Raw genomic sequence first — 26,403 nt, 5'->3', positions numbered from 1 at the left:
CAGCTATCTGAATTGAGAGTATAATTCTATTTTGTCTTACTTCAATACTATATTATCCATAATTATAATATATATTCAATTTTAGATTAATTTAGTATTATGAAAGTACTTCCGTTTAAAATTCCGAAGCCAAAAGATGATGTACTTATTTATCAGGAAGATATTGGTGAGAGTTTTTATAATCAATTGCATCAGCATGAAGAAATTCAGCTAAGTATTATTATTGAAGGTGAAGGCACTTTGATTGTTGGTAATACTGTAAATAGTTATAAAAAAGGAGATGTCTTAGTCATTGGTAGTCATTTACCACATGTTTTTAAAAGCGATAATAGTAAGATTAAAATATCATCTATGCTGACGTTATTTTTTACAAAACCCGCATTTGGAACTCGTTTCTTTGAATTAAATGAACTGAATACATTACGTCCTTTTTTTAAACGTGCTGCACAAGGTTTTAAAATTAGTCGTCACACCACGAAAATTGAATCCTTATTTCAAAGCTTAAGTTCAGCTAACAAACTAGAGCGTTTTATAACGTTACTAAATATCATGAAAATTGTTTCTCGCAAACAATACGAGTCCTTATCTTCATTTGTATATGACAAAAATTATAATCTAGCAGATGGTAAAAAACTACAAGTTATTTATGATTATACCATGACCAACTTTAAGAAAGAAATCTCTCTTGACTCTATTGCAGATATAGCCAATATGACAAAAAGCGCCTTTTGTAAATATTTTAAAAAACGTACCAACAAAACATATTTTTCTTTTTTAAATGAGTTGCGCATTGCGCATGCCTGCAAACTACTAAATGAAGATGTGGATATGTCCATTTCTGAAATCGCTTTTAATTCTGGATATCATAATATCGCAAACTTTAACAGACAATTTAAGGCTATTAAACAGACAACACCTTCAGCATTTAGAAAGCTACTCTAATTGGTCTCGCAATTTTTTAGGTAAGCCTTTAATGACCATTTCGTAAGAATGGTCTATTAAAGAAGCTATAAGTTTTGGAGAAAGTTCACCAGTATGAATATAAACGCTATTCCATTGTTGTTTGTGCATATGATAACCCGGTTTTACACTATCATATTCTGCCCTGAGTTCTTGAGCGTAATCAGGATTGCATTTAAGGTTTATAAACGCATTGCCTTCTTCCCACTTTTTTAGTGATGCTAGTGCAAACATTTTATTGCAAACTTTAAAAACCAAAGTGTCATTATCAAAAGGAAAATGCTCGGTCACTTCTTTTTTATTCATGCAATAATTTCTATAGTCTTCAATATTCATTTAAAAAGTCCTTTAATAGTTTAAGACTTTCTTCTGGGTTCTCTTCCATTGGAACATGTCCAGAGTTTTTAATAATATTTAATTTAGAATTTTTAATTAAACTATTCATGCGTTTACCATTATCTAAAGGAATCCATAAATCATTTTCACCCCAAATTATTAATGTCTCAGTCTTTATGCCTTTTAATATATCGGTTTGTTTAAAATCACCGAGTTTAAAATCTGTTTTAGCTCTATCTATAAATGCTTGCCTGTTTCCTTCTCTCAATGCCATATCATGGTATCTTGTAACTAGATTATCATCTATTTTTGTATCATCTTCATAAACCTGTTCTAAATTTTTTCTAATGATAGTTTTTGGTGTTAGCCCAAGAAACAATGTATTTAAAACTGGAGTTTTAGCCATTTTAAAAATCCAAGGTTGTGGCTTATTTGTGGGTAAACCACTTGCATCTACTAGAATCAGTTTATCAACTTTTTCAGGATACTCAGCGGCATAATTCCATGCAATATTACCACCCAAGGAATTGCCAGCTAAATGAAATTTTTGAATATTAAGTTTAATCAAAAAGTCATCAAGAAATTTGGTATATGTGTCAATCGAATAGTCGCCTGAAGAATTTGGTCCAGTAAGACCAAATGCAGGTAAATCTAAACGTATTACTCTATAATTATTTCTAAGTGATTGAGCCCATTTATCCCAAGTATGAAGTGAAGCCGCTGTGCCGTGGACTAATACTATAGGAAACCCTTTTCCTTCGTCTCTGAAATGCACCTGCATACCATCAATTTCTATAAACTGAGAAAACTCATTAGCATAAGTTTCTTTTAGTTTTTCTAATGGAATGTCAGAATAGTAAATACTTTGAATAAAAAAGACCAATACAACTAAAATACCGTAGTAGATATATTTTTGCTTTAGTCTATTTTTCATCTAATAACTTTTTATCCTGTTCTTCTATTTTTAGGGCTGAATAATCCAATTTCCAGCCTATAGTTTGCACAATACTCTCTATAAGTTGAATAGCTTCTAATGCTTCGCCTCGAGCAACATTAAACAAACCACTTTCAGGAATTTTTTCTTGTATATGTGCTTTTGCATTAGTGTGCAGTTCCGTCAAATCTGAAGCTTCAAATTTATTAAACATACCGTCTTGCTTATCGTAATAATTGATATTAGTTTCAATAGACAGTACTTCGGGTTGTGGAAAATGAGTCAATACAACTTTTTTTGTGGTGGCATTGGCATCCATTTTTAGCTTACTTAAATCAAAACCAACATGTGCTTTGGCATTTATAACCACGAGTGCTTTCTTTTTACTTGTAATGAGTTTTAGAAATTTTTCCTTGACGTCTTCATAGTGGTAAATCTCAGCAAAATCACCTTCGACCGTTATGAATTTACAAACACGTTTTATCTTGTCTAATAATATAATAGACTGCTCATTTGTTTTCTTTTTACTTAGCCATTGCCTTACTATGGTTACTATGCCCAAAGTGACTAAAATGCTAATAATTATTATGAAGAATGTTTCCATATCATTTTTAATTATCTAAAACTTTATATAAAATAGGCTTACTTGGAGTAGCATCATTCTCGAAAGGTGCAATTTGAAGATTGAGCATGTACATACCATCGTCTACTTTGTTTGGTACGTAAATAAACTCTGTAATTGTTGCCTCTTTTCTGATACTTCCTTTAGTATTCCAAAATGTATGATGCGCACGTAACTCGCCACCATCTTTTTCTCTATCTACACTTGGTTGATCAAAGAGTAAGTGCTTTACTCCTTTTTTGACTAAATATTCAATAGCATCTTGGGTTAAGTATGGCCAATTGGTATTAGAATATTGCATCGTTTTTTTATCCTTTAAGTTAGGAATTGTTCTGACAACAATAGCTTCGCGAGATTTATTGCCAATTGCAAAACGCAGTTGTTTTGCAGAAATTACCAAATCATCCGTCAATTTTTCTGGAGCAACCGTAATCACTTCTGCTAAAAAGAAAAACTGCTTTAGAGTTTTGTTTATAGAGTAATTCTCTTCTACTATATGTCCAACAGTTTCGGTATGAGTGCCATGCGAATGCGGATTAAATGTAATTGTATTGAAGTTTACAGAAGCACCTTCGGAGACACTTACAATATCTTCATCAAATTGTTCTGGTTCTATTTTTGGTGGTCCAATATACCAAGCATTAACATTTTTTTCTCCATTACGTATGGGAATAGAAATATCTAAAGGCTGTGATAAATCTATTCTAATTTTTCTAGTCTTAAGTTGTATTGTTGTAATCAAGTGAGATTAATTTTAAACAGTTCAGAGGCAATACCATCACTTAAAAATTGTCCTTTTTTAGTAACGTGTATGCGCGCGTCTTTAATATACAATAAATCTTGATGTATTAAAGCTTCTGAAGTTTTTAAAAGATAGGTTTTATAATCTTCACCGAAATCGGTTTCGACCTTATGTAATGAAACACCATAGATGGTACGCAAACCTGTCATAATATATTCGTTATATCGGTCGGTTGTAGTGAGGTCTTCAATCTCGATTGGCAGTACGTTTTCTGAAATTGATTTTATGTATTTTGAATTATTCCGAACATTCCAGCCACGTTGTTTTCCATTAAATGAATGTGCCGAAGGTCCAATACCAATATATGATTTGCCTTGCCAATAAGCTGTATTATTTCTGCTAAAGAAACCTTTTTTTCCGAAGTTAGACAATTCGTAATGTACAAAACCTTCTTTTTCTAATTTATCTTTTAGAATATGAAATTGCTCGTGCGCTAACTCATCATCTACATCGTCAATTATTCCTTTTTCTATAAAAGATGCTAGCGCAGTTTTTGGCTCGACCGTCAGTGCATAACTCGAAATATGTGGTATCCCGAAACTCAATGCAGTTTCGATATTTTGCAGCCATTTATCATTAGTTGAATTTTGGATACCGTAGATTAAATCCACTGAAATATTATCGAAGTGTTTTGTAGCTTCTTCTAAACATTCTTTTGCTTCTTCTGCATTGTGTGCACGATTCATGAGTTTTAAATCGTCTTCAAAAAAAGATTGTATGCCTATACTCAAACGATTTACAGCACTTTTTGATAATTCCTCAATTCTGTCTTTAGACAAATCATCAGGATTGGCTTCGATAGTAATCTCTGGTTGTTCTGAAACCTTATAGTTTTTATAAACTGTATCTATTAAAAACTCTAATTCTTTATTGTTTAGAACTGAAGGTGTTCCGCCTCCAAAATAGATAGTTTCTACTATTATTTCTTTAAATTCTTTTTTGCGAAGTTCTATTTCTTTAGCCAAAGCTTCAACCATATCGTCTCGCTTTTTTAGAGATGTCGAAAAATGAAAGTCACAATAATGACAGGCCTGTTTGCAGAATGGTATGTGGATGTAGATGCCAGACATTTAGTTTTCTTCTTCGCCTTTTTCTTTTCTAAATATTATCTTCAATAAACAAGAAATAAAAATTAATTCAACTAAAATAAAACATATCAATTCGGTTGTAAACTCTTCATACGGAAAGACAAAAAGATTTCTCTCTTTATTGGTCAAAACTTTTATTCCTCTAATATTTTTACTAAAATAATCTCTATGTAGAATTTTACAGTATTTACTTTTAATGCTCCTGTTGAAGGTTTCACCTTCTAAACTGAATCTAATATTAGGTTTAGTATCATATTTACCTCTGTACTCACAATCTGGAAATTTCATCACCAATATTTCTACAGTCTCACCATTTCTAGAAATTTGTCTTTTTTCATCAGTTACTTTAAAAAGAACTAAGACACCTAGTATTAAAACTAAATAGAGAATTATTTGAAACTTTCTTGACATGAAATCACTTCTTAACTCGACCTTCATTCTGTTTCACAAAACTTGCCCAACCAGAATAACTTTTTCCAACTTCAACTCGGCCTTGATTGTAAAAATGACAAACTGCTGCTGCCAAGCCATCCATAGAATCTAGATTTTTAGGGATTGTTTTTAAACCCAACATACCTTGTAACATTTTTGCAACTTGCTCTTTACTTGCATTACCGTTTCCAGTAATCGCCATTTTTATTTTTTTTGGTGCATATTCTGTAATTGGTACTTCGCGAGATAGACCTGCAGCCATGGCTACGCCTTGAGCGCGACCAAGCTTAAGCATACTTTGCACATTTTTACCAAAAAACGGCGCTTCTATGGCAATCTCATCTGGGTGATGTGTATCGATAAGTTCTACTGTTCTTTCAAAAATAAGTTTTAGTTTTAAGTAATGGTCGTCATATTTTTTGAGTTGAAGTTCATTCAACTGTAAAAACTCCATTTTTTTTCCAACCACTTTTATGAGTCCAAATCCCATAATGGTAGTTCCTGGGTCAATACCTAAAATTATTTTTTCGTTTGCCATAAATTATTCACAATAATAACAACCGCTTAAGGCTATTGAAACTCCAAAGGATAGATTAAAAACATTTCCATTAAACGCACCCAAACCTAATATCTCGGGATTATAGTCTTCTAATTTTGAAAAACCATAGACATAAGATAGGTCTGAATATATTGTTACTTTTTTATTGATGCGATAATGCACTTCAACACCTAAATTAAAATTAAGGTAAGATTGTTTATTATCATCTAAAGTTCCTAATGGTTTTGCAAAAGAGAATCCTGGTCCAGCATGTGCCACCAATTGCATTGGTTGGGGCAAAAAATTTAATGACTCCGACGGATTATAAACCAACTGAGCATTTATCCTTGAGTAATTGACCTTAAATTCTTGAGTGTCACTTTCACTTTTAAAACGGTTAAATCCATAGTCTAATTTAGCACCTAAAGTTCTACTAAACATACGTTGCACTCCTAAATTTACTGTCGGTAAATTTAGACTTTGTGCAGGAGCTGAATCTATAAATCCTGATTTTGACGGCGAATTCACACCCAAGGAAACCTGAGCGCTCCAAGTACTTATTTCTTTACGTTGTGCATTAACATTTCCCAAAATAAGAAACACTAAGATGTATTTTAAAAATTGTGATCGCATAGTCTTATAAATTGGTTTAATTTGTAATGTGTACGGACAGCTTTCATACAAATCTAAGCAATTCTTTATTGCGATAATTAAACTAAGTATAATAGTTGGCGCATCGTATTACATCTATAACAGATTGTTACAAAACGAAAATCTTGATTTTTCAAAATTCGTCTCGTTTTTGACCAAAACAGATGCTTTTTCTGCAAAAAACGTCCTTTTTCTATTGATTTTGACGTTTTTTAATTGGTTTTTTGAAATCTTGAAATGGAAAATATTAGTTAGTACAATTAAAAAAATTACATTTTTTGAAGCTTTAGAGCAAAGTCTTGGTGGATTAACAGCCTCATTAATTACTCCAAACCGGATTGGAGATTATGGCGCTAAAGCTATCTACTTTGCAAAACAATACAGAAAGCGAATTGTCCTATTAAACCTTATGGGTAATACAAGTCAAATGGCAGTTACTACAATACTAGGGCTAATAGGTTTTATGATGTTCTATTCGATTTATGATATGGAATTGAATATAAAAAAAGTATCTCGTTTTGTTATAATTATAGGAATACTGGGTGTATTTACAGTTTTTGGTTTGCAGCAATCACGATTTAAAATCAAAGGATTCTCTATAGAACGTGTTATTGATTTTATTAAAAATTTACCTCAAAAAATTCATACCTATAACCTTGGTTTATCACTAATTAGGTATGCCATATTTTCATTTCAATTTTATTTTTTACTACAAATTTTCAGTGTCGATATCGCTTATAAAACCGCTATGATTATTATAAGTAGCATGTACTTATTAGCATCAATCGTCCCATCACTAGCTGTATTTGACGTATTAATTAAAACTAGTGCTGCCGTCTATTTATTTAGCTATGCAGGTGTTGATGAGTTAACTATACTTAGTATATCTACATTGATGTGGTTACTGAATTTTATTTTACCTAGTATCTTTGGAAGCTATTTTGTTCTTAATTTTAAACTTCTTAAAACTGAAGATTAATGCTGTTCTCTATTTGTTTTATTATTGTTTTTACCTATCTTGTTATAATAGCATGGTTCAATAGTGGCTTTAATAAAGTTGAAGATTTTAAACTCCAAGACTTAAAACCTAAGACCAAGTTTTCGGTGATTATTCCTTTTAGAAATGAAGCTAAAAATCTTCCTGTTTTACTAAAATCTATTCAAGGTTTAAATTACCCAAATTCACATTTTGAAATCATTTTGGTAAATGATAATTCTGATGATAATTCCTTAGAAATAATAAATAAGTTTACTAGTACACTACGACAAGCTCAATGTGACATCAAAATAATTGACAATAAAAGAACTACTAACTCCCCAAAAAAAGATGCCGTTACTTCTGCAGTAAAAACTGCAAAAACCGATTGGATAGTTACTACTGATGCTGATTGTGTTTTACCTAAATATTGGTTAGATAGTTTTGATGAATTCATACAAACAAATAAAGCAATAGCTATTGCAGGACCAGTTAAATTTACTGGATTATCTTCCTTTTTTACAAGATTTCAAATCTTAGATGCTTTGAGCTTACAAGGTGTGACAATTGGTAGTTTTGGTGTTAATAAACCATTTATGTGTAATGGTGCAAATTTTGTGTATTCAAAAAAAGCTTTTGAGCAAGTCAATGGCTTTGACGATAATGCTACTATTGCCAGTGGAGATGATGTTTTTTTACTTCAAAAATTCTTTAAAAAAGATAATTCTGAAGTACATTTTTTAAAATCTAAAAATGCAATTGTAACCACAAAGGTTACTAGAGGGTTTTTAGAGTATTTACAACAACGTTTACGATGGTCTTCAAAAACGAGTCAATACAAATCATGGTTTCCGAAGTTTATAGGATTAATAGTTTTGTTAACAAATTTGGTTTTAGTGAGTCTAATTCCGCTTTATGTTTTCGAGGTACTTTCTGGAAAGACTGTAGTGTTAATATTTCTTATAAAATTTAGTATTGATTTATTGCTCATCTTCAAAAGTGCTCGTTTTTACAAACAAGAACCTGTTTTGTTATCTTATGTTTTTGCTAGTTTTATTCATCCTATTGTAACTACTTATATTTTGGCAATCTTACCATTTTCAACTTATAAATGGAAAGGTCGAACATTTAAAAAGTAAAGATTTACAGATATTTTTGCTAGTTTTAGCAAAAGACCCCAAACTTTAAACTTTATAACCATGAAAAAAATAATTATAATTTATGTGTTTCTAGCCTTTGCAAGTATTGGATTTGCACAAAAAATCTATACTGTAAAAGGCGAAAAATTAGAATTAAAAACAGAAGTCGATGGTAAATTAGATTTACTTTGGACTGTTACTGATGGTCAATACCGCTACTTCGTTAGGACTAGTGACGGAACAATAACAGAACTTAAAAGTACTAAAGGTGAAGGCCGAACTTATAACAAAGAATATATCGTCGTTTTAAAAAACTTAACCTCTGACAATAGTGCTGACGCTGTAAAACTTACGACAGGTAGTCTAAAACGTTTTATAGATAAGTACAATAAAAGTGCTGATATTAATTATAATATTCAAGATAGAAACTTAAAAGTTAATTTTAGGCTTACCCTATTTGGTGGTGTCACCAATCATCCGTTGGTAGAGAATTTAAATGATAATAGTTCTTATCCGCAACTAGCGGCAGAATTAGAATTGTTCGGAGACACAGATAACCCAATGCATTCGGGCTTATTACAAGTCAGAAACACATTTGGTTCTGATGGCGATTATAAAAGTTTAGAATTTTCATTAGGTTATCGTTTTAGGTTCATACGAAAAAACAGTTTTAATATTTATGCACAAACACGATTTGCTACGTTTAATAGTTTTTCAGTTGATATTATAGATCCAAATCCAGCAAATAATAGTGTAGATATTAGACAAAACGAAACAGAATTTGATGTTCCTTTTATTTTTGGTATTGGCACAGATATTAAAGTTTCAGATAACGGATATATATCCATATTGTATGACAGATTCTTTGCGTTTGGATTAGAAAACAGCGACAATTTTCCTGCTGATTTTATGGTTGGCTATAAATTCAATTTATAATATATGAGCATAAGAAATTCGAGTACTTCAAACCCTATTTTTAACGACTACTTTTGGGATGATGGTCGAGATTCGAATAAAAAAATGACGGTTTGGGGCGTCTTTGTCAAGTCCTTTTTTGGGATTTTGGTTATAGCCGCAATCACATCTTACATCTGGAAATTGAGTGTTGAAGGTATGGACACTGGCTGGTTTACACTTGGTGGTATGCTTGCTGCAGCTATTATTAGTATTATTATTTCTTTTCGCACACAATGGGCTGGCTTTTTAGTACCGCTTTACATAATCGCTAAAGGTTTTTTTCTTGGAGGATTTTCTGCATATGCTCACAAGCACTTTCCGGAGTTACCGTACCAAGCCATAGGCGTTACTATTGTTACTTTTTTTGTAATGTTATTGCTTTATCAAACTCGCATTATTGTGGTTACCAAAAAGGTTAGAAGTATTATTATCACAGCTACTATAAGCATTATGGTAGTATATCTAATATCTTGGATTCTCAGTTTTTTTGGCATCAAAACTTTTATTTGGGGTACGTCGTGGCTGGCTATTGGTTTTAATATATTGGCTGCAATAGTAGCTTCTTTCGCATTACTTTTAGATTTTGACTACATAGAGCGTTATAAAAACAGAGCACCAAAACAAAAAGAATGGTTAGCAACTTGGGGATTATTAGCTACTTTGATTTGGTTGTACGTTGAAGCTTTACGATTGCTCCAAAAGTTTGCAATTCGATGGAAATGATTTAAAATTGAGATTTCTCGCCGCTCATTCTTCGCTCTGTAAAAATGACAAACACTACTTTATCGAAACCACAACGGGCAACACAAACTCTGTATTAACTTGTTGGCCTCTTTTTACCGCTGGAAATATTTTGGGTAAAGTATTAATACTACCATACAAAAGGCTATCTATTATAGGAATAACTTGGATTGTTTCGGGCTTTGATTTGATATCTAATATTGAAATTTCACCGAGCTTATCAATGCTGAACTTTATTGATATAGTATCTTCTACATCTTCAGAAATGACGATACTTTGCTTTGAAAGATAATTGTTGACATGATTTAAAATTGTCGTTTCAAAACACTGTTTTCTTTCAACTTTTTCAGAAACAGAATCGCATACCGAAAAGCTTGGATATTCGTCTACAGCATTCCAATCTATAGTCTCTAATTCTTGAGAAACGATATCTTTTGCTTTGATTTTTTTCTTTTCGAAATAGTCACAAGACACTAAGAGTATCGCAATAAAAACAACAAAACGTTTCATTAATATTATCTGAAACGGAAAAGTACAATTTTTCATCAAAAGATGCTAAAATGTAATTTGAAAGAAGTTACACCATAAGAGGTACTTCGACAAGCTCAGTATGACATTCTAATAAACGCTAATCTTTATTTAAAAAGTTTTTTTGTTTTAACTCTTTAAGATGCATTTCGGCAAATTTTGCCATTTTATCGTCTTTATATTTAGTAATAAAGTCCTCATAAAGCTTTATTACGGCTTCTTTGTCTGCATAGAATTGCTCCTTGGTAAGTATTATACTAAATCTTGTAAATGTATCAGAAGGGTCTTCTTTTATTGCTTTTTGAAAGGCGCTGATAGCAGCTTTGTGTTTTTTTTGCCTGTTTAAAACTCTACCCAATTGAACATATTCGGCATTTAGTGATACATCCTGAAGTTTTAACGACTTGCTTATGTATTCTTCAGCTTTTTCAAAATCTTTTAACCTTTCGTAGTATGTACCAATAAGGTATATTGAAGTTGCGTCATACGGGTTATAATTCAATACTTTTTTTCGATGAAAAATAGCATCTTCATAATCAGAGTTTTTGGCATAAAGAATACTCAATTTTTCATGAATAAATTCAGACTCTTCTCCAATTTCCAATAATTTTTTAAACCACAACTTAGCCTCATTTTGGTAATCTTGGTGGTAATAGTTTTGTGCCTTTAAGCTTATTAACTCAACATTTTCAGGATAACTCTCTAAACCTTTGTCAATATATCGATGCGATATTTGATGGTTGCGCTTTATCAAATGGTGTTTTGCTATTTTGAAAATAGCTTTTTGATGTGTTTTGTCTAAATCATAAGTCGACAGAAAACGGTTTAATGCTGTAGAATCTTTTAATTTTTCTAAAACAACACCTTTTTGGTAGTGATAATTTGGATTTCGGTAATCAATATAGATAAGCTCTTCAAACAAATCTGAAGCTTCATTATATTTTTTTGAGCGCGACAACAACTTGGCGTATTCAAACTTAATTAATGCGTTATCAGGATTTGCATCTGAACTTTTTTTATAATTCTCTAAAGCTTTACCAAAATTTCCAATAGCTAAATAAGCTTTTGCAATTTTGTCGAAAACTTCATTTTGATTTGGATGATTTTGATATTGTTCTATGGCTTTTGTATACTTTCCATTAGCGAATAAACTGTCGCCAATAGCCAATGCCGAAGTCTGAGCTTCGGCATTAAATTGTATACAAAAAATTAGGATTGTTAGTTTTTTGAGCATTTAGTTTTTTTCTTTTTTATCAGGTGCTACTTGAAATAATATTGGTAATGAATAAGGTACAACAACTGGTTCTCCTTTTTGTGTTCCTGGTATAAATTGAGGTAAAAGTCTTATGACACGTTTGGCCTCTTCTTCTAAAGCTGGGTGTGGTGCTCTAGCTCCTACAGTTGCTATATTACCTTGTTTGTCTATTTTAAAAAATACTGAAATACGCTGGCGACCAACTAAGCCTAAGGATGTTGCTAGATTTGTATTAAAGTTTTTATTGACAAACATTGCCACTTTTTGTGACGTACATTTTTTACGCTCTTCATCAATTGGTAAATCTTTACATTCTGGAAAAGTTGGCGCATTTTCTATGACAGCGTATGGAACTTCATTATCTCTAGTTATTTCTTGAATTTCGATTTCTCTTACTTCTGTATTTTGTAGACTATCTTTCAAAGTATTTTTAAACTTATTATAGATAGGTGTTGCAGTACTATCATTTGCTTTACCTTGAACTTGAAAAATGATAGGTAAACTGTAAGGTACAATAACCGGTTTTCCTTTTTGTGTTCCTGGAATAAATTGCGGTAGTAATCTAATAACACGTTCTGCTTCATCCTCCAACGCTGGATGTGGCGCCCTTGCTCCAACAGATGTAATATTACCTTGCTTATCTATTTTGAAAAATACTGAGATGCGTTGACGACCGGATAAGCCAAGAGAAATAGCTAAGTCTGTATTAAAGTTTTTGTTTACAAATTTTGCAACTGCGTTTGATGTGCATTTTTTTCGCTCTTCATTTGTCGCTAAACCTTTACATTCTGGATAAGTTGGAACGTTTTCTATAACAGCGTATGGGACTTCGATAGTTTCATTTACATTTTTGACTTGAACTTCTTCAACTTCAGTTACAGTTTTTGTATTACCTGATACATCACTCATTTCTATTCTAGACGATTGCTTTCCGTCAGAAATAAATATTGAATCCCAATAAGAATCATTTAATATCAAATCTATTTTCTTTTTTAATCTTGCTTCTTCTGACTTAGATTTATTTTTTAAATCTTTTACATATAATTTTAAAGTACTTCCTTTGGTTCTACTTTCCCATTTATGACCATATTCGTCAGTATTTGTTCTTTTAATATACTCTAGATAACTTTCATTGTTAGAAGTAAATTTTTTGTAAATTTCTTTTTCACTATCAGTAGCTTTTCCATTTTCTAATTTAGGCTCTATTCTGTCAATAAATGTGATTTTTGTGAAAGCTTTCAATCTGGCAAATTCATCCAAGGACATTCTAAATTTTAAAATATCAAAATCTGTCATATCCATAATCTTAGAAAACTCATTTGCTTTTTGATAAGCTTTCATCTGCTTATAATACTTTTCTATCAATGCTTTTTCATCAATTTCTTGTATTTCAATAACTTCAGTAATCTCTTCAACTTCTGGTTCTTGGGCTTTTACCTCAGCAGAAGTATAAATTAGCATTGCAAATAACATTGGAATTAATAATGCATATTTAATTAATGCTACTTTTTTTGATTTCGATTTTTGTAACATGGCTATTCGTTTTTTGATTAATGATTTTTTGAAAAATGTGTTGGTAAATGAAAAATTATTGGTTTCAAATACTTGATTGAGTAATTGATTATAATAAGATATTTTTCCATTTTGTTTTACAGCAGTTTCATCGGCAATGAACTCGTGTAGTGCTTTGATACGGCTTTGATACATATAAACTAAAGGATTGAACCAAAGTAAAACTCGCATTGCTTCGAACACCAATAAATCCAGACTGTGCCACTGCTTTACATGCACCAACTCATGCTTTAAGATTGTTGGTTGCTCTTTTTCTGATATTTTTTCGCCTAAAAACACCGTATTAAAAAATGAAAATGCAGCACTACTTTTTAGCAGCTTAACGATTAGAATATTGCCGTCCCATCGTTTAGGATTATTGGATTTTAACCAATATAGCTTTAGCAGTTTAAAAAGAAAAAATAAGGATGCTAAAACCATACCTATACCTAAAATAATTTGCCAAATAGGCATACTAGGTTCATTCAATACAATTCCAGATTGTAGAGCAACTTGTTTATCTAAATCTGATACTACATTAATAGGGTTACCAATAATAACTTCTGGTAAAACAATCACAAAGTCTTTAGGAGCTACTGCCTTTATGGTGTCTAGTTTTATAAATGGAATAAAAAAGGACAAGATTGCAGTACCTATAAGGTAAATTCTGTTGTAATTAAAAAACGTTTCTCGTTTTAAAAACACATCATAAACCAATAGAAAAACAACCTGAAATGCTATAATTTGTAAAATATAATACAACATACTATTCCGTTTTATTTATTTCTTTTAGTAAAGCTTCAATATCCTGCACATTAACATCATTCTTCTTTACAAAAAACGAGACCATACTTTTAAAAGACCCTTGGAAATAATTATCAACTAATTTGTTTAAGGATTGATTACTATACAACTCTTTATCCACGATAGGGAAGTATACGTGACCTTTCCCTTGCTTTTCATAATCTACAAACCCTTTTGATTCTAATATTCTAACAATTGTGGACACGGTATTATATGCAGGTTTTGGATAAGGTAAAACATCTATTATTGCCTTGACATTTGCCTTTTTCAACTGCCATAATGTTTGCATTATTTCTTCTTCTGCCTTTGTGAGTTGTTTCATGTGTTTCTGTTTATTTCTTTAAAAGGTCACATGTAATAACCGTTTTATAGTCTTACTAATGATTGAAAAACTAATCATGGTTATTTCATTTTAACTAATTATTTAGTTGAATAATAATGCTAATATAACTAATATTTTAGTTTAAACTAATTTTTTAGTTACATAATTGTAACTTTTAACACTATAAAACGTCTTATATTATAGAATTTTTAAAAACTTATATGGAATTAGTAATTATCATAAGCGCCTTATTATTAATGCTTCTAGGTTTAGCTGGTAGTTTTTTACCCGTTTTACCTGGTCCATTAACCAGTTGGTTTGGCCTTTTTGTATTGAGTTACTCTGATGGAATTGTGATTAGCTCAACTTTTCTAATTGTAACTTTTATTATAGCCTTACTTATATTCATCCTCGATTACATCATACCTGTTGTTGGTACCAAACGTTTTGGAGGCAGTAAATCTGGAATGATTGGGACATCGTTAGGATTAGTAGTCGGTCTTTTATCTGCTATTCCCTTTGGAATAATTATTGGCCCTTTTCTTGGAGCGGTAATAGGTGAACTTATGCATAAAAATAATGTTAATAGAGCAACTAAAGCTGCTTTTGGCTCTTTTATAGGTTTTATAACATCTACATTTTTAAAGTTTATTATAGCTGTAGTTTACCTTGGGCTATTTATCTCAAAAGTCGCAAGCCATTCTGGAAGTTGGATATAGCGTATTAAAAAACCTGATAGAGTAATCATCGGTCGATTTTCTATCAGGTTTTAAAGCTATTAATTCAACAATTGCTTAAATGAGGGATTAATTAATTCTTGTTGATTAGTACAAATTTAAGTAAGACTTTTGACTTTTTGTTACGGAAAAACCGTAGACTTGATGCGGAAAAACCGTAGTTTCTATCATTGGCAATCCCTTCAAGCGTTTTTTTTAAGCTCTAAAAAGTGCTTATTTTTTTTAAATAAAACCTTTTTCTTTCGCCATTTCTAATAAAGTTTCGTCTTTTCCGTCCTCGACAGAGAATAATAGCTTTAGTTGCTTTTTGCGTTTTTCAATAGCACTCATAGATAAGGAAATGTGGTCGAGAAGACTTTTGGTTTTTATACCTTGAGATAATAAATAAAGGATTTTTCTATTAATATCATCTACATAAATTTCGCTTGTCAACGTTTGCTTTACGTAATTATGTACTGTACTACTATAATATGGTGGTGATTTAATTATATGCTGAAAAGCATCTGCCAATTCCATGGACGTTAAATCACTTTTAATTAAAAACCCATCTGGGTTTATTTCGCGAATTATATTATGAATCCTGAAAGACTCATTAAACATCGTCAAAATAATAACTTTGGTTGTTGGCATCATTTTCTTTGCCAGCATAGCTAAATCTTCTCCTGAAGTGTATTTACCATCTTTTGATGGTGGTAGACTGATATCAAAAAAGCAAATATCGTAATGTATGTTATTCGCAGCGCGATTAATCATTATTTCTGCCATATCACAGTTATTGGCAGTGTCTATTTTAAGGGTTTGGTTTTCGGCTTTTGTAGCCATCAAGACGTTCATATATCCTTCTATGATAATAGGATGATCGTCTACCATTAAGATTTTAAATTCTTGCATCTTTTGGTTAGCAGGTTAATTAAGTTATATAGGGGATTTTTACTTGTACTGTGGTGCCTTTTTCTAATTCTGAGGAAAATAAGATTTTGCCATTAACGTCTTCAACTCTGGAATTCATATTTTTTAAACCAATACCTTTTTTTGATTTAGAAGTATCAAAGCCTTTGCCGTCATCTACAATGTAGATATTAATCTCATCTTTTTCTCTTAAAATATCAATTTTAACATCCTTGGCTTCGGCATGTTTATAGATATTTTGCATTGACTCCTGTAAAATTCTGTATATATTAATCTTGGTTTTATTTGGAACAAACTCCCAGCTAAAATCATCTGTATAATTAAAGTCATATGTAAATCCATAAGCTTTTGTTTGATTTTCAATAAGCTCAGTAACGATATCCATAAATCCAGAACCAGAAACAAAATCGGCGTTCATTTCATGAGATATCTTTCTAATGTCGTCCTCAATATTTTTTAGTTGACCAATATAGTTAGAGCGATTCATCATCGCTTCTTTTCCGTCAGAGAAGTTTAGGCTATCTAAACTAAGCCTTACTCCGAAAAGACGACCTAAAACACCATCGTGTAAATCTTTTGACACTCTAATCTTTTCTTGAGCTCTAGCTTCCTCAACCTTATCTTGCTGACCTAGCATTAGGTTGTAAATCTCTTCGTTAGCTTTTTGTTGTTCTTGTACAAGTTTCAATTCTTTATTCTTTGCTCGTTGAGAGATAACTACATAAACTAATATTCCGGTAAGTAAGAGCCCTGCAGATAATAGTAATAAGTAAAAATTATCTCTAGAAATTTGCTCATTTTCTGCTTCGATTTGATCTGTATCAAATTTTACTCTTGCAAATTTATTTTTCACTAAACGCCCAGCAATTTCGAGACTATCAGATAAATTTATATGTTGTCTCAATAGATTTTTTCCTTCTTCTCCTTTATATAAATAGGAGAGAGTTAATAAAGCATCCATTTTATATTCGTTGTTAGAGACTTCATTTGAAATCTTTAAAGCTGTTTTACCGAACTCTTTGGCTAATTCTTGATTTTCATGTTTTAAATGTAGTCTAGACAATTCTAAAGAAGCTGCCATAACTCCATATTGATAGTCTATTTCTTCAAACAAAAGATATGACTCTTTGAGATAGTTTTCTACTTCTCCAAAGTTATAATCAGTAGATTCAAATTTTGTTTTAGCAATATTTAATAATAGTGTTGGATAGAAGTCTGGTTCCTCCTCGTTGTACTTTTCTTTTTGCTCAACTAAATCAAAAAATAATTCAAGAGCTTTAGAGTATTCACCGAATTCCCTGAAGGCATTACCCTTATTGTTAATAGAAAAAATCTCATATGAAAATCCTTCCTTCATTTCTTTCGAAAAAGAAATAGATTTATCATAATATTCTAAAGCTTTATTCTTATTCAGAGTGTTTTTAGAAATAATCGCTAGAAGATTATATACACTCCAATTCAAATATAAAGTGTCTTCATTTTGCGGAAGCCGATTTAAAATTTTTATTGCAGCAATCGCATCTTCTTCTGCTCCACTGTATAATTTTTCTTCTTGTTGAATGTCAGCTAGAGCAGAAAGAGTTTCTGCTTTTTTTAAGGAAATATCATTACTTTTAAAATAGTCTAACTCTTTAGAAAAATAATAGTAAGAACTATCTATCTGTTCTAAAAAAAGATAATATAACCCAAGATTTTTAGAGGCAGCTTGTATTGCAGAGGTATCTTTGAGTTTTTGAGCTAATTTAAAATTCTTTTGATTAAGCTTAATATATTCATCGTATAATTCGTTATAATATAGAGTAACAGACAGAGATCTTTGTACACGAATTTTAATAGAGTCAACTCCTAATTCATCAGAAAAATCTTTAGACTTCAAAGCTGATTTTAATCGAGATTCCCAATTTTTATTTACATCTTGAGAATACAAATAATATTTATTCACAGAATCAAGTAATTTCTTTTCTTGACTAAGAAGAGGATTACTTAGGAATAGTAAAATAAATAATGATAATAATCGATGTTTTATCAAATCATAAGTGATTTTCTCAAAAATATATAAAAACAATACACTTACCTATAAATAAAACAGAAAGTCCTTTAACTTTTTTAGTTAAGGACTTGTATTTTTTAGTTAGTTTTTATAAAACAGAAATAAAATCAATCAAATATAAAAACTTAAATAAGTATTAAGATACCGTAGAAACTTTTCTCTTTTTCTTATCTAGAACTAGTTTGTTAGGAGTGTATTCCTTGTAAGTATTTATATCGTCTTGTACAACTGCATCTTTTGAAATTACAGAAACAGTAAGTACAACAACGACTACTAATAATAGGGAGATTTTTAAAGCTTTCATAAGTATTCTTTTTAGTTAAATAATTAGTCTGTTTAAATAATGTCTTAAAAACAAATAAGACACAAAGTGTTTGAGTAAATTTTCAAACAATCGTACTAAAAAGGATTTAACCTAACAGAACTGTTAGGGTTTCAATGGATTAAAATTTCTTGAGTAAGTGATTTAGGGCAATACTTAAGAACACGCAATTTACCTAAAATAGAATTATCTAACGACAAATTATCGATTAAATGTATTTTTTTACCGTTTAAATACATTATTTGTGTCAAAATAGTCTTATTTATCTGTTTTATGAGTTCTATGAAGCATTATAAAAACAAAAAAGCATCCCTATTTTTACTTAGTAAAAAAAGGAAAGCTTCTCATTGGTAAAATCCTAATCGCTTAGGGATTTTACAACTACTCTAGGATTTCTCCTAGAACAACACAACATCTTTTGCATAAAAAAGCTCTAATTTCTTAGAGCTTTTATGCAATTTGCGGTCTGGACGGGACTCGAACCCGCGACCCCCTGCGTGACAGGCAGATATTCTAACCAGCTGAACTACCAGACCGTTGCGTAATTGCGAGGGCAAATATACACTGCATTTTTAATTCCGCAAATAAAAAAAGAAAAAAATATCAGTTTATTTATACAAATTTTTGACGCTCTATCATGTATGTGGTCAATATTTGATTAAAACCAGTATTTACATCAGCTTCCACATACTTGACCCTATATTGTCCACATCGTAATTTTAAATTTTTAAAATATTCAGATACAGCTTTTTCATAGTTTTCCTTTATAGTATCTGGATATAGGTCTATTGTTTCTCCTGTTTCAACATCTACAAAACGTTTTGGTCTATTATCAAAATCAAAAGTGAGTTCTTTTGATTTATCAAATACGTGAAACATCACGACCTCGTGCTTATTATGCTTTAGATGTCTTAGTGCTTCAAATATTTTTTCGTCGTCCTGAGAAGTTTGAAACATATCTGTAAATACAAATATCAATGAGCGTCTATGAATCTTTTCAGCTATTTGGTGTAAATATTTATACGTTTCAGTAGTCTTAGAAACTGTTTTATGAATAACAGCATCGCTTAACTTTGATAATAACATTTGATGATGTCGCTCACTTCCTTTCTCAGGAGAATAGAAATCATATTTATCACTATAAATACTTAAACCTACAGCATCTCTTTGCTTTTTTAGAATATACATTAAAGAAGCAGAAGCTAAAGAAGAGAATGCTATTTTGTTTAAATTATTAATTGAAGTCCCTGCAGAGTCTGGATAATGCATAGAGGCACTATTATCTAAAATAATATGACATCTAAGATTTGTTTCTTCATCATAACGCTTGGTATATAGTCTATCTGTTTTTGCATAAAGTTTCCAATCTATATGTTTTGTACTCTCTCCTTGATTGTAAATTTTATGTTCTGCAAATTCTGCCGAAAAACCATGAAAGGGACTTTTATGCATCCCCGAAATAAAACCTTCAACAACTTGTTTTGCTAATAATTCTAAATTCTTAAAGCCACCTGCTTTATTAAGTTCTTTTTGTAAATCCATGAATTACCGAAACTAAAAAAGGTTCACCTATTTGGCAAACCTTTTATCATTTCTTTTAGATGTCTTTGTTATAAAAGTGCGTCTAAAGCTTCTGCATAAGCGTTTTTTGGTGCAACACCTACTTGACGACCTACTACTTCTCCATTTTGAAACACTAGTACCGTTGGTATGTTTCTTACACCATACTTAGCTGCAAACTCTTGGTTCGCGTCTACATCTACTTTACCTACAACAGCTTTGCCGTCATACTCAGTACTAATCTCATCGATAATTGGACCAACCATGCGACAAGGACCACACCAAGCTGCCCAGAAATCTACCATTACTGGCTTATCGCTATTTAATACTTGCTCTTCAAATGTTGCATCTGTTATTTCTAATGCCATAATATTTATGTTTTAATTGTATTTTAATACGTGTTAATATGCAATATTAGTCAAAAATTACACCAAACCTTACACTGCATGTATTTGATTTGACTATGGTTATATTGGTTTGAATTATGAGATTTTTTAAACTTTAATTCAACTTATACTTTATATGATGTTCACTCAATGTATTTAATAACTCCTGAGATATTTTTACCTTTTGCTTACGACTAGGCATATTCAATTTTATTTTGTCTTCGTTATCGTAGACTACAAAATTTAAAGAATTAGTACCTTCATGCATTCTGAACATTTGCTGTAAATCAGAAATAGTATCTGATTTTAATTCAGCAACATTTAGTTGTACTGATAGTTTTTTTGCATACGTATCCATTACATCATGCAATAGTTGAAAGTTATTAAATTGAATACGTGGATCACCTTTTTTTCCTGTATCTCGATTAACCCAACCTTCTTTAACAAACGCTTGAACGTGTACAAAGGAATTTTGCACTAAAAAATGTCGAAATTTCAAATAATCTTCTCCAAAAATTCTGAAATCAAAACTATCAGTATAATCCTCTATAGTGAATATGGCCCAACCTTTACCCTGTTTACTAACTCTATGTTGAACATCTGTTACAACACCTCCAAACTTGATATTTTGATTAATAGCGGCTTCCAAATCATTAAAATCTGCAATAACCCCGTTACAAAAAGTCTTCATTTCAATTTTAAAATCATCTAATGGATGACCTGATATATATATTCCAACAACTTCTTTTTCTCGAGAAAGTTTCTCCATTGTTCCCCAATCTTCAGATGGCGGAACCTGAGGTTCGGCAATCTCGACACCGCTAGCTTCACCAAACAAACTAACTTGTGCTGAATTTTCGTTTTCCTGATGTTTAGCACCGTATTTTACAGCTTTTTCTAAAAATGTAATACCATCACCATCATGAGCAAAATATTGTGCTCGATGTGTATCTTCAAAACAATCAAAACCTCCTGCATTAGCTAAACCTTCGAATGCTTTTTTATTGGCTGCACGTAAATCTATACGTTTTGCTAAATCGAAAATCGACTTATAATGACCTTCTTCTTTTCGGTTTTCGACAATGGTTTTTACAGCGCCATGACCAACACCCTTAATGGCTCCCATACCAAAACGCACGGCATTATCTTTATTTACAGAAAACTTATAAAAACTTTCATTTACACTTGGCCCTAAAACTGGTAAACGCATACGTTTACACTCTTCCATAAAGAAGGTTACAGACTTAATATCATTCATATTATTTGACAATACCGCCGCCATATACTCCGCAGGATAATGCGCTTTTAAGTATGCAGTTTGGTATGCAATCCAAGCATAGCATGTAGAGTGAGACTTGTTAAAGGCATAACTTGCAAAAGCTTCCCAATCCTTCCAGATCTTCTCAAGTTTTTTCTCATCCATACCTTTAGCAGCTGCTTGAGAAATAAACTTAGGTTTCATTTTATCAAGTACTGCTTTTTGCTTTTTACCCATAGCCTTTCTAAGTACATCGGCCTCACCTTTGGTAAAATCTGCTAGCTTTTGTGAAAGTAACATTACTTGCTCCTGATATACTGTAATACCGTAAGTTTCTTTTAAATACTCTTCGGTTTCTGGTAAATCGTATATAATTTCTTCTTCGCCATGTTTTCGTCTAATAAAACTTGGAATATATTCCATAGGACCAGGACGATAGAGTGCATTCATAGCTATTAAATCATCAAAAACAGTAGGCTTAAGATGCTTCATATGCTTTTGCATACCAGGAGATTCATACTGAAAAATCCCTACAGTTTCTCCGCGCTGAAAAAGTTCATAAGTCTTCTCATCATCGAGTGGAAAATTCTCAGGGTCAAGTGTAACATTATGTTTGGCCTTTACAATTTTTACGGTATCCTTTATAAGGGTTAACGTCTTTAAACCCAAAAAATCCATTTTCAACAGTCCTGCACTCTCAACAACTGAGTTGTCAAATTGCGTCACATATAAATCAGAATCTTTTGCTACAGAAACTGGCACATAATTAGTAATGTCTCCTGGTGTAATAATAACTCCACAAGCGTGAATACCTGTATTTCTTACAGAACCTTCGAGGACTCGGGCTTGATTTACTGTCTCTGCTTGCAAATCCTCTCCATCAGATATATTTAGTAACTCATTGACTTTTTCTAAGTCCTCGGCTCTAAATTTTCCTGCAAGTTCTTTTTCGCTTTTCCCAAAAATTTTGCCAAGCTTTGACATATTAGGTATAAGCTTGGCTATATGGTCAGCTTCATTTAATGGTAAATCCAAAACACGTGCTGTATCTCTAATAGAAGATTTTGCAGCCATAGTCCCATAAGTGATTATTTGAGCTACTTGATTAGCCCCATACTTATCAATCACATATTGCATCACACGACCACGACCTTCATCATCAAAATCAATATCGATATCTGGCATACTTACACGATCTGGATTTAAGAAACGCTCAAAAAGTAAGTCGTACTTAATGGGGTCTATATTGGTAATCCAAAGGCAATAAGCAACGACTGAACCTGCTGCGGAACCACGACCTGGACCTACAGATACATCCATGTTTCGTGCTTCTCGTATAAAATCCTCAACAATTAGGAAATACCCTGGATAGCCTGTGTTTTCAATTACGGAAAGCTCAAAATCTAGTCGTTCTTTGATTTCTGGTGTAATTTCACCATAGCGTTTTTCGGCACCTTTGTATGTAAGATGTTTCAGGAAAGCGTTTTCACCGCGCTTTCCACCATCAGCTTCGTCTTCTTTAAATTTAAATTCGTCGGGGATATCAAACGCTGGCAATAAAACATCTCGCGCCAATTCATAAGCTTCGATTTTATCGACAACATCTTCTATGTTCACAATAGCTTCAGGAATATCCCTAAAAAGAGCCTTCATTTCTTCTGAAGACTTAAAATAATATTCTTGATTCGGCAATCCGTAACGGTAACCGCGGCCTCGTCCTATTGGTGTTGCTTGTTTTTCGCCATCTTTTACGCAGAGTAAAATATCATGTGCGTTAGCATTTTCTTGTTCAACGTAATATGTATTATTTGATGCTATCAATTTTACATCGTGCTTTTGCGCAAACTGAATTAATACGGGATTAACTCTGTTTTCATCTTCTTGATTATGACGCATCAGCTCTAAATACAAATCATCCTGAAAAGTATTCTTCCACCACAGCAAAGCTTCTTCTGCTTGATTTTCACCAATATTTAAAACCTTACTTGGAACTTCTCCATACAGATTTCCTGTTAGGCAAATTAAATCCTCTTTGTATTGTTCTATTAGTTTTTTATCAATTCTTGGAACGTAATAGAAACCGTCTGTAAATGCCGTTGAAGATAATTTAGCTAAATTGTGATAACCGTTTTTATTTTTTGCCAGCAGTACAATTTGATAACCATTATCCTTTCGGGATTTATCTAAGTGATTTTCACAAACAAAAAACTCGCATCCTATAATTGGTTTTATAATCTGACCTTGTTTCTCTTCTCCACTTTCTTCTGCCTCGGCATGTTTAGCTATTATAGCCTTATTATGATTAGAAACAGCACTCACAAAGTGAAATGCTCCCATCATATTACCATGGTCAGTCAATGCAACTGCAGGCATATTTTCTTTAGCTGCGGCTGCAACTAAATCTTTGACACTGATAGTAGATTGTAATATTGAAAATTGAGAATGGTTATGTAAATGCACAAACTGAGCACCTGCAAGTTTTGAAGCTGCTTCTTTATTAGTTGAAGTAGGGACAGACTCTGTTTGTTCTTTCTGAAGTCGCTGATTAATCTTTTCACTTTCACGCTTAAGATTAGTATGATTAAGCTTTATCCCTTCAATTTTTAGAGGGTTAGCTTGAGAAAATTCCTCAAAATAATCAGGCTGAACTCCTAATTGTTCTATTGTGTATTCTTTTCTTCTTAATAGTTCTAAAAAACAACGTGTAGTTGCCTCGACATCTGCTGTTGCATTATGGGCTTCTCCAAAAGGTGTATCAAATAAAAATTGGTGTAATTCTGTTAGAGTAGGTAATTTAAATTTTCCATAACGTCCACCAGGAATTTGACACAAACTAGCTGTATGCTCTGTACATGTATCTAAAACTGGTAGTTCCTGAAGCTGATTTGAGACATTACCACGAACGAACTCTGCACCCATTACATTTAAGTCAAACTTTACATTTTGTCCAACAATGAATTTTGTTTTGGACATTGCAATGTTGAATTTTTCCAAAACTTCTGCTAGAGCAATACCCTGCTCTTGCGCTAACTTTGTTGAAATACCATGAATCTTTTCGGCATCGTAGGGAATATTAAATCCGTCCGGTTTTATCAAATAATCTTGATGCTCGATACAGTTACCCATAGCATCGTGCAATTGCCAAGCAATCTGTATTGCTCTTGGCCAGTTATCTGTATCTGTTATTGGGGCGTCCCAACGTTTTGGCAGACCTGTTGTTTCGGTATCGAAAATTAAATACATAAATCCGTTTTCATGTCTGACAATCAGAAGATTGACAAGACCCTTGTTTAAAAAAAGCTAGTTTATAAACTTACATAGAATTTATACTTTTTTGAAGTAAAGTTATAAACACTTGTAAACAAAAAAAAGCCACATTTAATGTGGCTTTTTACGAAATATAAATTGTTATTAGATTTGTAGATAATCCGGAATACCATCCATATCAGTGTCTTGTGCGTCATCTGGATTTCCATCTCCATTTGGGTCAGGATTTTCATCGATAGTTAGTGCTCCATCATTATCATCGTCTGCGTCTAAATAGTCTAAAAAACCATCGCCATCTGTATTCTGCAAGGCAATTGGGTCTTCAAAAATGGTTAAAATGCTATCTCCATCGTCGTCATTGTCTAAATAATTTGGAATAGCATCTCCATCTGTATCGCCAGTTTCATTGATTGTATCAATACTATCACCATCATCGTCAGCGTCTTGGTAATTAGGTATACCATCCATATCAGTATCGTCATTATCTAGATTACCATCCATATTAATATCCTCAAAAGAATTTGGTATACCATCTGCATCATCATCATTACAATCCAAATTGTTTATAGTCTGTTGTATATCTCCAGAGGAATCATCACAAGACAACAATTGTATTTCCAAGGCTGTTAAGTATTGTTCGCATAACATGGCACTTGGAGTTTCTGCAGTGACTTGAGCATTCAAGGCTGAAACTGAGTCCGTTGCTAGCGCACAAGTTGATCCTCCTGTTTCTTCAGCAATATCCTGTCTTAAAGTAATTTGAAAAAACACACCATCTATAAAGTTAACAGAGTTTAGTCCATCTGCTGTAAAAGCATTAAATCTAAAAGTTCCGGTTGCTGTATTCATTACAGAGTCTATATTAGAAGTCTTAATAAGTCCATCAGATGGAAAAACCTGAATTGAAGGGTCAGGCGAATTAAGTGTAGAATATACTGTACCATCAGCAGAAATATACCTTGCTTCACTTTGATTGTTTGCTCCTAAGGGATAAGTGCCTACATCTGTCCTAGTTGTAAACAATAATAATACCTCTGTACCACGCGTAGCTCTTATTATTAATCCCCCATCTTTTATTGCTGCAGTTCGAGCAACTCCAATCCAGGATTGTCCTTCAAAATTTGCCTGTATAGCAGGGTTATTAAACTCTACATCATCAACACATCCAAAAAAGAGTGTTATAAAAAAAATAAGTAGGATATTTTTGTTCATATTTGTTTACTTTGAAATAAGTAAGTCTACAACGTTTGATTGTCTTCAAAAGTATATTTTTTTTTC

General features: G+C 32.1%; 25 protein-coding genes and 1 tRNA gene. 6 read left to right on the top strand and 20 right to left on the bottom strand.

The genetic code is table 11. From position 1 onward, the window contains the following. The first annotated feature begins 99 nt into the window (after positions 1-99). Positions 100-942, top strand: a complete 843-nt coding sequence (locus BTO05_RS10630) for an AraC family transcriptional regulator (protein ID WP_087492643.1) — start codon at positions 100-102, stop codon at positions 940-942. Here the strand turns inward: BTO05_RS10630 and BTO05_RS10625 are convergent. Genes BTO05_RS10625 through BTO05_RS10590 form a run of 8 tightly spaced genes read right to left on the bottom strand, consistent with a single transcriptional unit; the run spans position 934 to position 6,345 of the window. Beyond that, positions 934-1,296, bottom strand: a complete 363-nt coding sequence (locus BTO05_RS10625; RefSeq protein ID WP_087492642.1) for an MmcQ/YjbR family DNA-binding protein — start codon at positions 1,294-1,296, stop codon at positions 934-936. The genes BTO05_RS10630 and BTO05_RS10625 overlap by 9 nt on opposite strands. Continuing rightward, positions 1,286-2,230: an alpha/beta fold hydrolase gene (locus BTO05_RS10620; RefSeq protein WP_087492641.1), complete on the bottom strand. Its 945-nt coding sequence runs from the start codon at positions 2,228-2,230 to the stop codon at positions 1,286-1,288. The genes BTO05_RS10625 and BTO05_RS10620 overlap by 11 nt, the downstream gene beginning before the upstream one ends. Next, entirely contained in the window at positions 2,220-2,834 is a 615-nt protein-coding gene (locus BTO05_RS10615; protein ID WP_087492640.1) for a DUF4230 domain-containing protein, read from the bottom strand. Before BTO05_RS10615 ends, BTO05_RS10620 begins: the two co-directional genes overlap by 11 nt. 7 nt (positions 2,835-2,841) lie before the next feature. After that, positions 2,842-3,594, bottom strand: a complete 753-nt coding sequence (locus tag BTO05_RS10610) for a cyclase family protein (protein ID WP_087492639.1) — start codon at positions 3,592-3,594, stop codon at positions 2,842-2,844. After that, entirely contained in the window at positions 3,591-4,724 is a 1,134-nt protein-coding gene (gene hemW, locus BTO05_RS10605) for a radical SAM family heme chaperone HemW (protein WP_087492638.1), read from the bottom strand. Before hemW ends, BTO05_RS10610 begins: the two co-directional genes overlap by 4 nt. Further along, positions 4,725-5,153, bottom strand: coding sequence for a hypothetical protein (locus BTO05_RS10600; RefSeq protein ID WP_087492637.1), 429 nt, complete (start codon positions 5,151-5,153; stop codon positions 4,725-4,727). 4 nt (positions 5,154-5,157) lie between these two features. Then, positions 5,158-5,712: a crossover junction endodeoxyribonuclease RuvC gene (ruvC, locus tag BTO05_RS10595; RefSeq protein ID WP_087492636.1), complete on the bottom strand. Its 555-nt coding sequence runs from the start codon at positions 5,710-5,712 to the stop codon at positions 5,158-5,160. Between the two features lie 3 nt (positions 5,713-5,715). Beyond that, complete coding sequence (locus tag BTO05_RS10590; protein WP_087492635.1) at positions 5,716-6,345, bottom strand: outer membrane beta-barrel protein; 630 nt, start codon at positions 6,343-6,345, stop codon at positions 5,716-5,718. A gap of 28 nt (positions 6,346-6,373) precedes the next feature. On the opposite strand from BTO05_RS10590, the gene BTO05_RS10585 reads away from it, so the two are divergent. From BTO05_RS10585 to BTO05_RS10570, 4 genes are read left to right on the top strand one after another with little or no spacing between them, the layout of a single operon-like run. Then, a complete protein-coding gene (locus BTO05_RS10585; protein WP_087492634.1) occupies positions 6,374-7,342 on the top strand; it encodes a lysylphosphatidylglycerol synthase domain-containing protein in 969 nt (322 codons plus the stop codon). Further along, the gene (locus BTO05_RS10580; protein WP_087492633.1) at positions 7,342-8,478 is read left to right on the top strand and encodes a glycosyltransferase; all 1,137 of its coding nucleotides are present in this window, start codon (positions 7,342-7,344) and stop codon (positions 8,476-8,478) included. Before BTO05_RS10585 ends, BTO05_RS10580 begins: the two co-directional genes overlap by 1 nt. A gap of 60 nt (positions 8,479-8,538) precedes the next feature. Next, positions 8,539-9,414, top strand: coding sequence for a hypothetical protein (locus BTO05_RS10575; protein WP_087492632.1), 876 nt, complete (start codon positions 8,539-8,541; stop codon positions 9,412-9,414). Between the two features lie 3 nt (positions 9,415-9,417). Continuing rightward, positions 9,418-10,158 (top strand): Bax inhibitor-1/YccA family protein, encoded by a 741-nt coding sequence (locus tag BTO05_RS10570; protein WP_087492631.1) that lies wholly within the window; start codon positions 9,418-9,420, stop codon positions 10,156-10,158. Between the two features lie 54 nt (positions 10,159-10,212). Here the strand turns inward: BTO05_RS10570 and BTO05_RS10565 are convergent, their stop codons facing one another. The 4 genes from BTO05_RS10565 to BTO05_RS10550 all read right to left on the bottom strand — a co-directional run bounded on the left by BTO05_RS10565 (position 10,213) and on the right by BTO05_RS10550 (position 14,636). Continuing rightward, positions 10,213-10,722 (bottom strand): hypothetical protein, encoded by a 510-nt coding sequence (locus BTO05_RS10565; RefSeq protein WP_232459732.1) that lies wholly within the window; start codon positions 10,720-10,722, stop codon positions 10,213-10,215. A gap of 82 nt (positions 10,723-10,804) precedes the next feature. After that, positions 10,805-11,938 (bottom strand): tetratricopeptide repeat protein, encoded by a 1,134-nt coding sequence (locus BTO05_RS10560; protein ID WP_087492629.1) that lies wholly within the window; start codon positions 11,936-11,938, stop codon positions 10,805-10,807. Further along, the gene (locus BTO05_RS10555; RefSeq protein ID WP_087492628.1) at positions 11,939-14,275 is read right to left on the bottom strand and encodes a M56 family metallopeptidase; all 2,337 of its coding nucleotides are present in this window, start codon (positions 14,273-14,275) and stop codon (positions 11,939-11,941) included. A gap of 1 nt (position 14,276) precedes the next feature. Beyond that, the gene (locus tag BTO05_RS10550; protein WP_087492627.1) at positions 14,277-14,636 is read right to left on the bottom strand and encodes a BlaI/MecI/CopY family transcriptional regulator; all 360 of its coding nucleotides are present in this window, start codon (positions 14,634-14,636) and stop codon (positions 14,277-14,279) included. 221 nt (positions 14,637-14,857) lie between these two features. Between BTO05_RS10550 and BTO05_RS10545 the strand changes: the two genes are divergently transcribed. Continuing rightward, the gene (locus BTO05_RS10545) at positions 14,858-15,355 is read left to right on the top strand and encodes a DUF456 domain-containing protein (protein ID WP_087492626.1); all 498 of its coding nucleotides are present in this window, start codon (positions 14,858-14,860) and stop codon (positions 15,353-15,355) included. Positions 15,356-15,595: 240 nt separating this feature from the next. Here the strand turns inward: BTO05_RS10545 and BTO05_RS10540 are convergent, their stop codons facing one another. From BTO05_RS10540 to BTO05_RS10510, 8 genes are all read right to left on the bottom strand, one after another. Beyond that, complete coding sequence (locus tag BTO05_RS10540; protein ID WP_087492625.1) at positions 15,596-16,264, bottom strand: response regulator; 669 nt, start codon at positions 16,262-16,264, stop codon at positions 15,596-15,598. A 19-nt stretch (positions 16,265-16,283) separates the two neighbouring features. Next, a complete protein-coding gene (locus tag BTO05_RS10535) occupies positions 16,284-18,311 on the bottom strand; it encodes an ATP-binding protein (protein ID WP_157662570.1) in 2,028 nt (675 codons plus the stop codon). Between the two features lie 157 nt (positions 18,312-18,468). Next, entirely contained in the window at positions 18,469-18,636 is a 168-nt protein-coding gene (locus BTO05_RS14015) for a hypothetical protein (protein WP_157662569.1), read from the bottom strand. A gap of 480 nt (positions 18,637-19,116) precedes the next feature. Continuing rightward, positions 19,117-19,190: transfer RNA gene (locus tag BTO05_RS10530), tRNA-Asp, on the bottom strand. Positions 19,191-19,266: 76 nt separating this feature from the next. Then, a complete protein-coding gene (locus tag BTO05_RS10525) occupies positions 19,267-20,196 on the bottom strand; it encodes a DUF58 domain-containing protein (RefSeq protein ID WP_087492623.1) in 930 nt (309 codons plus the stop codon). 68 nt (positions 20,197-20,264) lie between these two features. Next, positions 20,265-20,582: a thioredoxin gene (gene trxA, locus BTO05_RS10520; protein ID WP_087492622.1), complete on the bottom strand. Its 318-nt coding sequence runs from the start codon at positions 20,580-20,582 to the stop codon at positions 20,265-20,267. A 133-nt stretch (positions 20,583-20,715) separates the two neighbouring features. Further along, on the bottom strand, positions 20,716-25,101 hold the full coding sequence (gene dnaE, locus BTO05_RS10515; protein ID WP_087492621.1) for a DNA polymerase III subunit alpha: 4,386 nt from the start codon (positions 25,099-25,101) through the stop codon (positions 20,716-20,718). Positions 25,102-25,269: 168 nt separating this feature from the next. After that, complete coding sequence (locus tag BTO05_RS10510) at positions 25,270-26,337, bottom strand: DUF6252 family protein (protein ID WP_087492620.1); 1,068 nt, start codon at positions 26,335-26,337, stop codon at positions 25,270-25,272. Positions 26,338-26,403 lie beyond the last annotated feature (66 nt).

This window comes from Winogradskyella sp. PC-19 (assembly GCF_002163855.1).
Taxonomy (GTDB): domain Bacteria; phylum Bacteroidota; class Bacteroidia; order Flavobacteriales; family Flavobacteriaceae; genus Winogradskyella.
The sequence above is the reverse complement of the archived record's forward strand: the minus strand, read 5'-3'. Positions and strand labels throughout refer to the sequence as shown.

Bases quoted from the DNA above. Each gene is read 5' to 3' on its own strand.
- BTO05_RS10630 (WP_087492643.1), top strand. From the start codon at position 100: ATGAAAGTACTTCCGTTTAAAATTCCGAAGCCAAAAGATGATGTACTT.
- BTO05_RS10625 (WP_087492642.1), bottom strand. From the start codon at position 1,296: ATGAATATTGAAGACTATAGAAATTATTGCATGAATAAAAAAGAAGTG.
- BTO05_RS10620 (WP_087492641.1), bottom strand. From the start codon at position 2,230: ATGAAAAATAGACTAAAGCAAAAATATATCTACTACGGTATTTTAGTT.
- BTO05_RS10615 (WP_087492640.1), bottom strand. From the start codon at position 2,834: ATGGAAACATTCTTCATAATAATTATTAGCATTTTAGTCACTTTGGGC.
- hemW (WP_087492638.1), bottom strand. From the start codon at position 4,724: ATGTCTGGCATCTACATCCACATACCATTCTGCAAACAGGCCTGTCAT.
- BTO05_RS10600 (WP_087492637.1), bottom strand. From the start codon at position 5,153: ATGTCAAGAAAGTTTCAAATAATTCTCTATTTAGTTTTAATACTAGGT.
- ruvC (WP_087492636.1), bottom strand. From the start codon at position 5,712: ATGGCAAACGAAAAAATAATTTTAGGTATTGACCCAGGAACTACCATT.
- BTO05_RS10590 (WP_087492635.1), bottom strand. From the start codon at position 6,345: ATGCGATCACAATTTTTAAAATACATCTTAGTGTTTCTTATTTTGGGA.
- BTO05_RS10580 (WP_087492633.1), top strand. From the start codon at position 7,342: ATGCTGTTCTCTATTTGTTTTATTATTGTTTTTACCTATCTTGTTATA.
- BTO05_RS10575 (WP_087492632.1), top strand. From the start codon at position 8,539: ATGAAAAAAATAATTATAATTTATGTGTTTCTAGCCTTTGCAAGTATT.
- BTO05_RS10570 (WP_087492631.1), top strand. From the start codon at position 9,418: ATGAGCATAAGAAATTCGAGTACTTCAAACCCTATTTTTAACGACTAC.
- BTO05_RS10565 (WP_232459732.1), bottom strand. From the start codon at position 10,722: ATGAAAAATTGTACTTTTCCGTTTCAGATAATATTAATGAAACGTTTT.
- BTO05_RS10560 (WP_087492629.1), bottom strand. From the start codon at position 11,938: ATGCTCAAAAAACTAACAATCCTAATTTTTTGTATACAATTTAATGCC.
- BTO05_RS10555 (WP_087492628.1), bottom strand. From the start codon at position 14,275: ATGTTGTATTATATTTTACAAATTATAGCATTTCAGGTTGTTTTTCTA.
- BTO05_RS10550 (WP_087492627.1), bottom strand. From the start codon at position 14,636: ATGAAACAACTCACAAAGGCAGAAGAAGAAATAATGCAAACATTATGG.
- BTO05_RS10545 (WP_087492626.1), top strand. From the start codon at position 14,858: ATGGAATTAGTAATTATCATAAGCGCCTTATTATTAATGCTTCTAGGT.
- BTO05_RS10540 (WP_087492625.1), bottom strand. From the start codon at position 16,264: ATGCAAGAATTTAAAATCTTAATGGTAGACGATCATCCTATTATCATA.
- BTO05_RS14015 (WP_157662569.1), bottom strand. From the start codon at position 18,636: ATGAAAGCTTTAAAAATCTCCCTATTATTAGTAGTCGTTGTTGTACTT.
- BTO05_RS10525 (WP_087492623.1), bottom strand. From the start codon at position 20,196: ATGGATTTACAAAAAGAACTTAATAAAGCAGGTGGCTTTAAGAATTTA.
- trxA (WP_087492622.1), bottom strand. From the start codon at position 20,582: ATGGCATTAGAAATAACAGATGCAACATTTGAAGAGCAAGTATTAAAT.
- dnaE (WP_087492621.1), bottom strand. From the start codon at position 25,101: ATGTATTTAATTTTCGATACCGAAACAACAGGTCTGCCAAAACGTTGG.
- BTO05_RS10510 (WP_087492620.1), bottom strand. From the start codon at position 26,337: ATGAACAAAAATATCCTACTTATTTTTTTTATAACACTCTTTTTTGGA.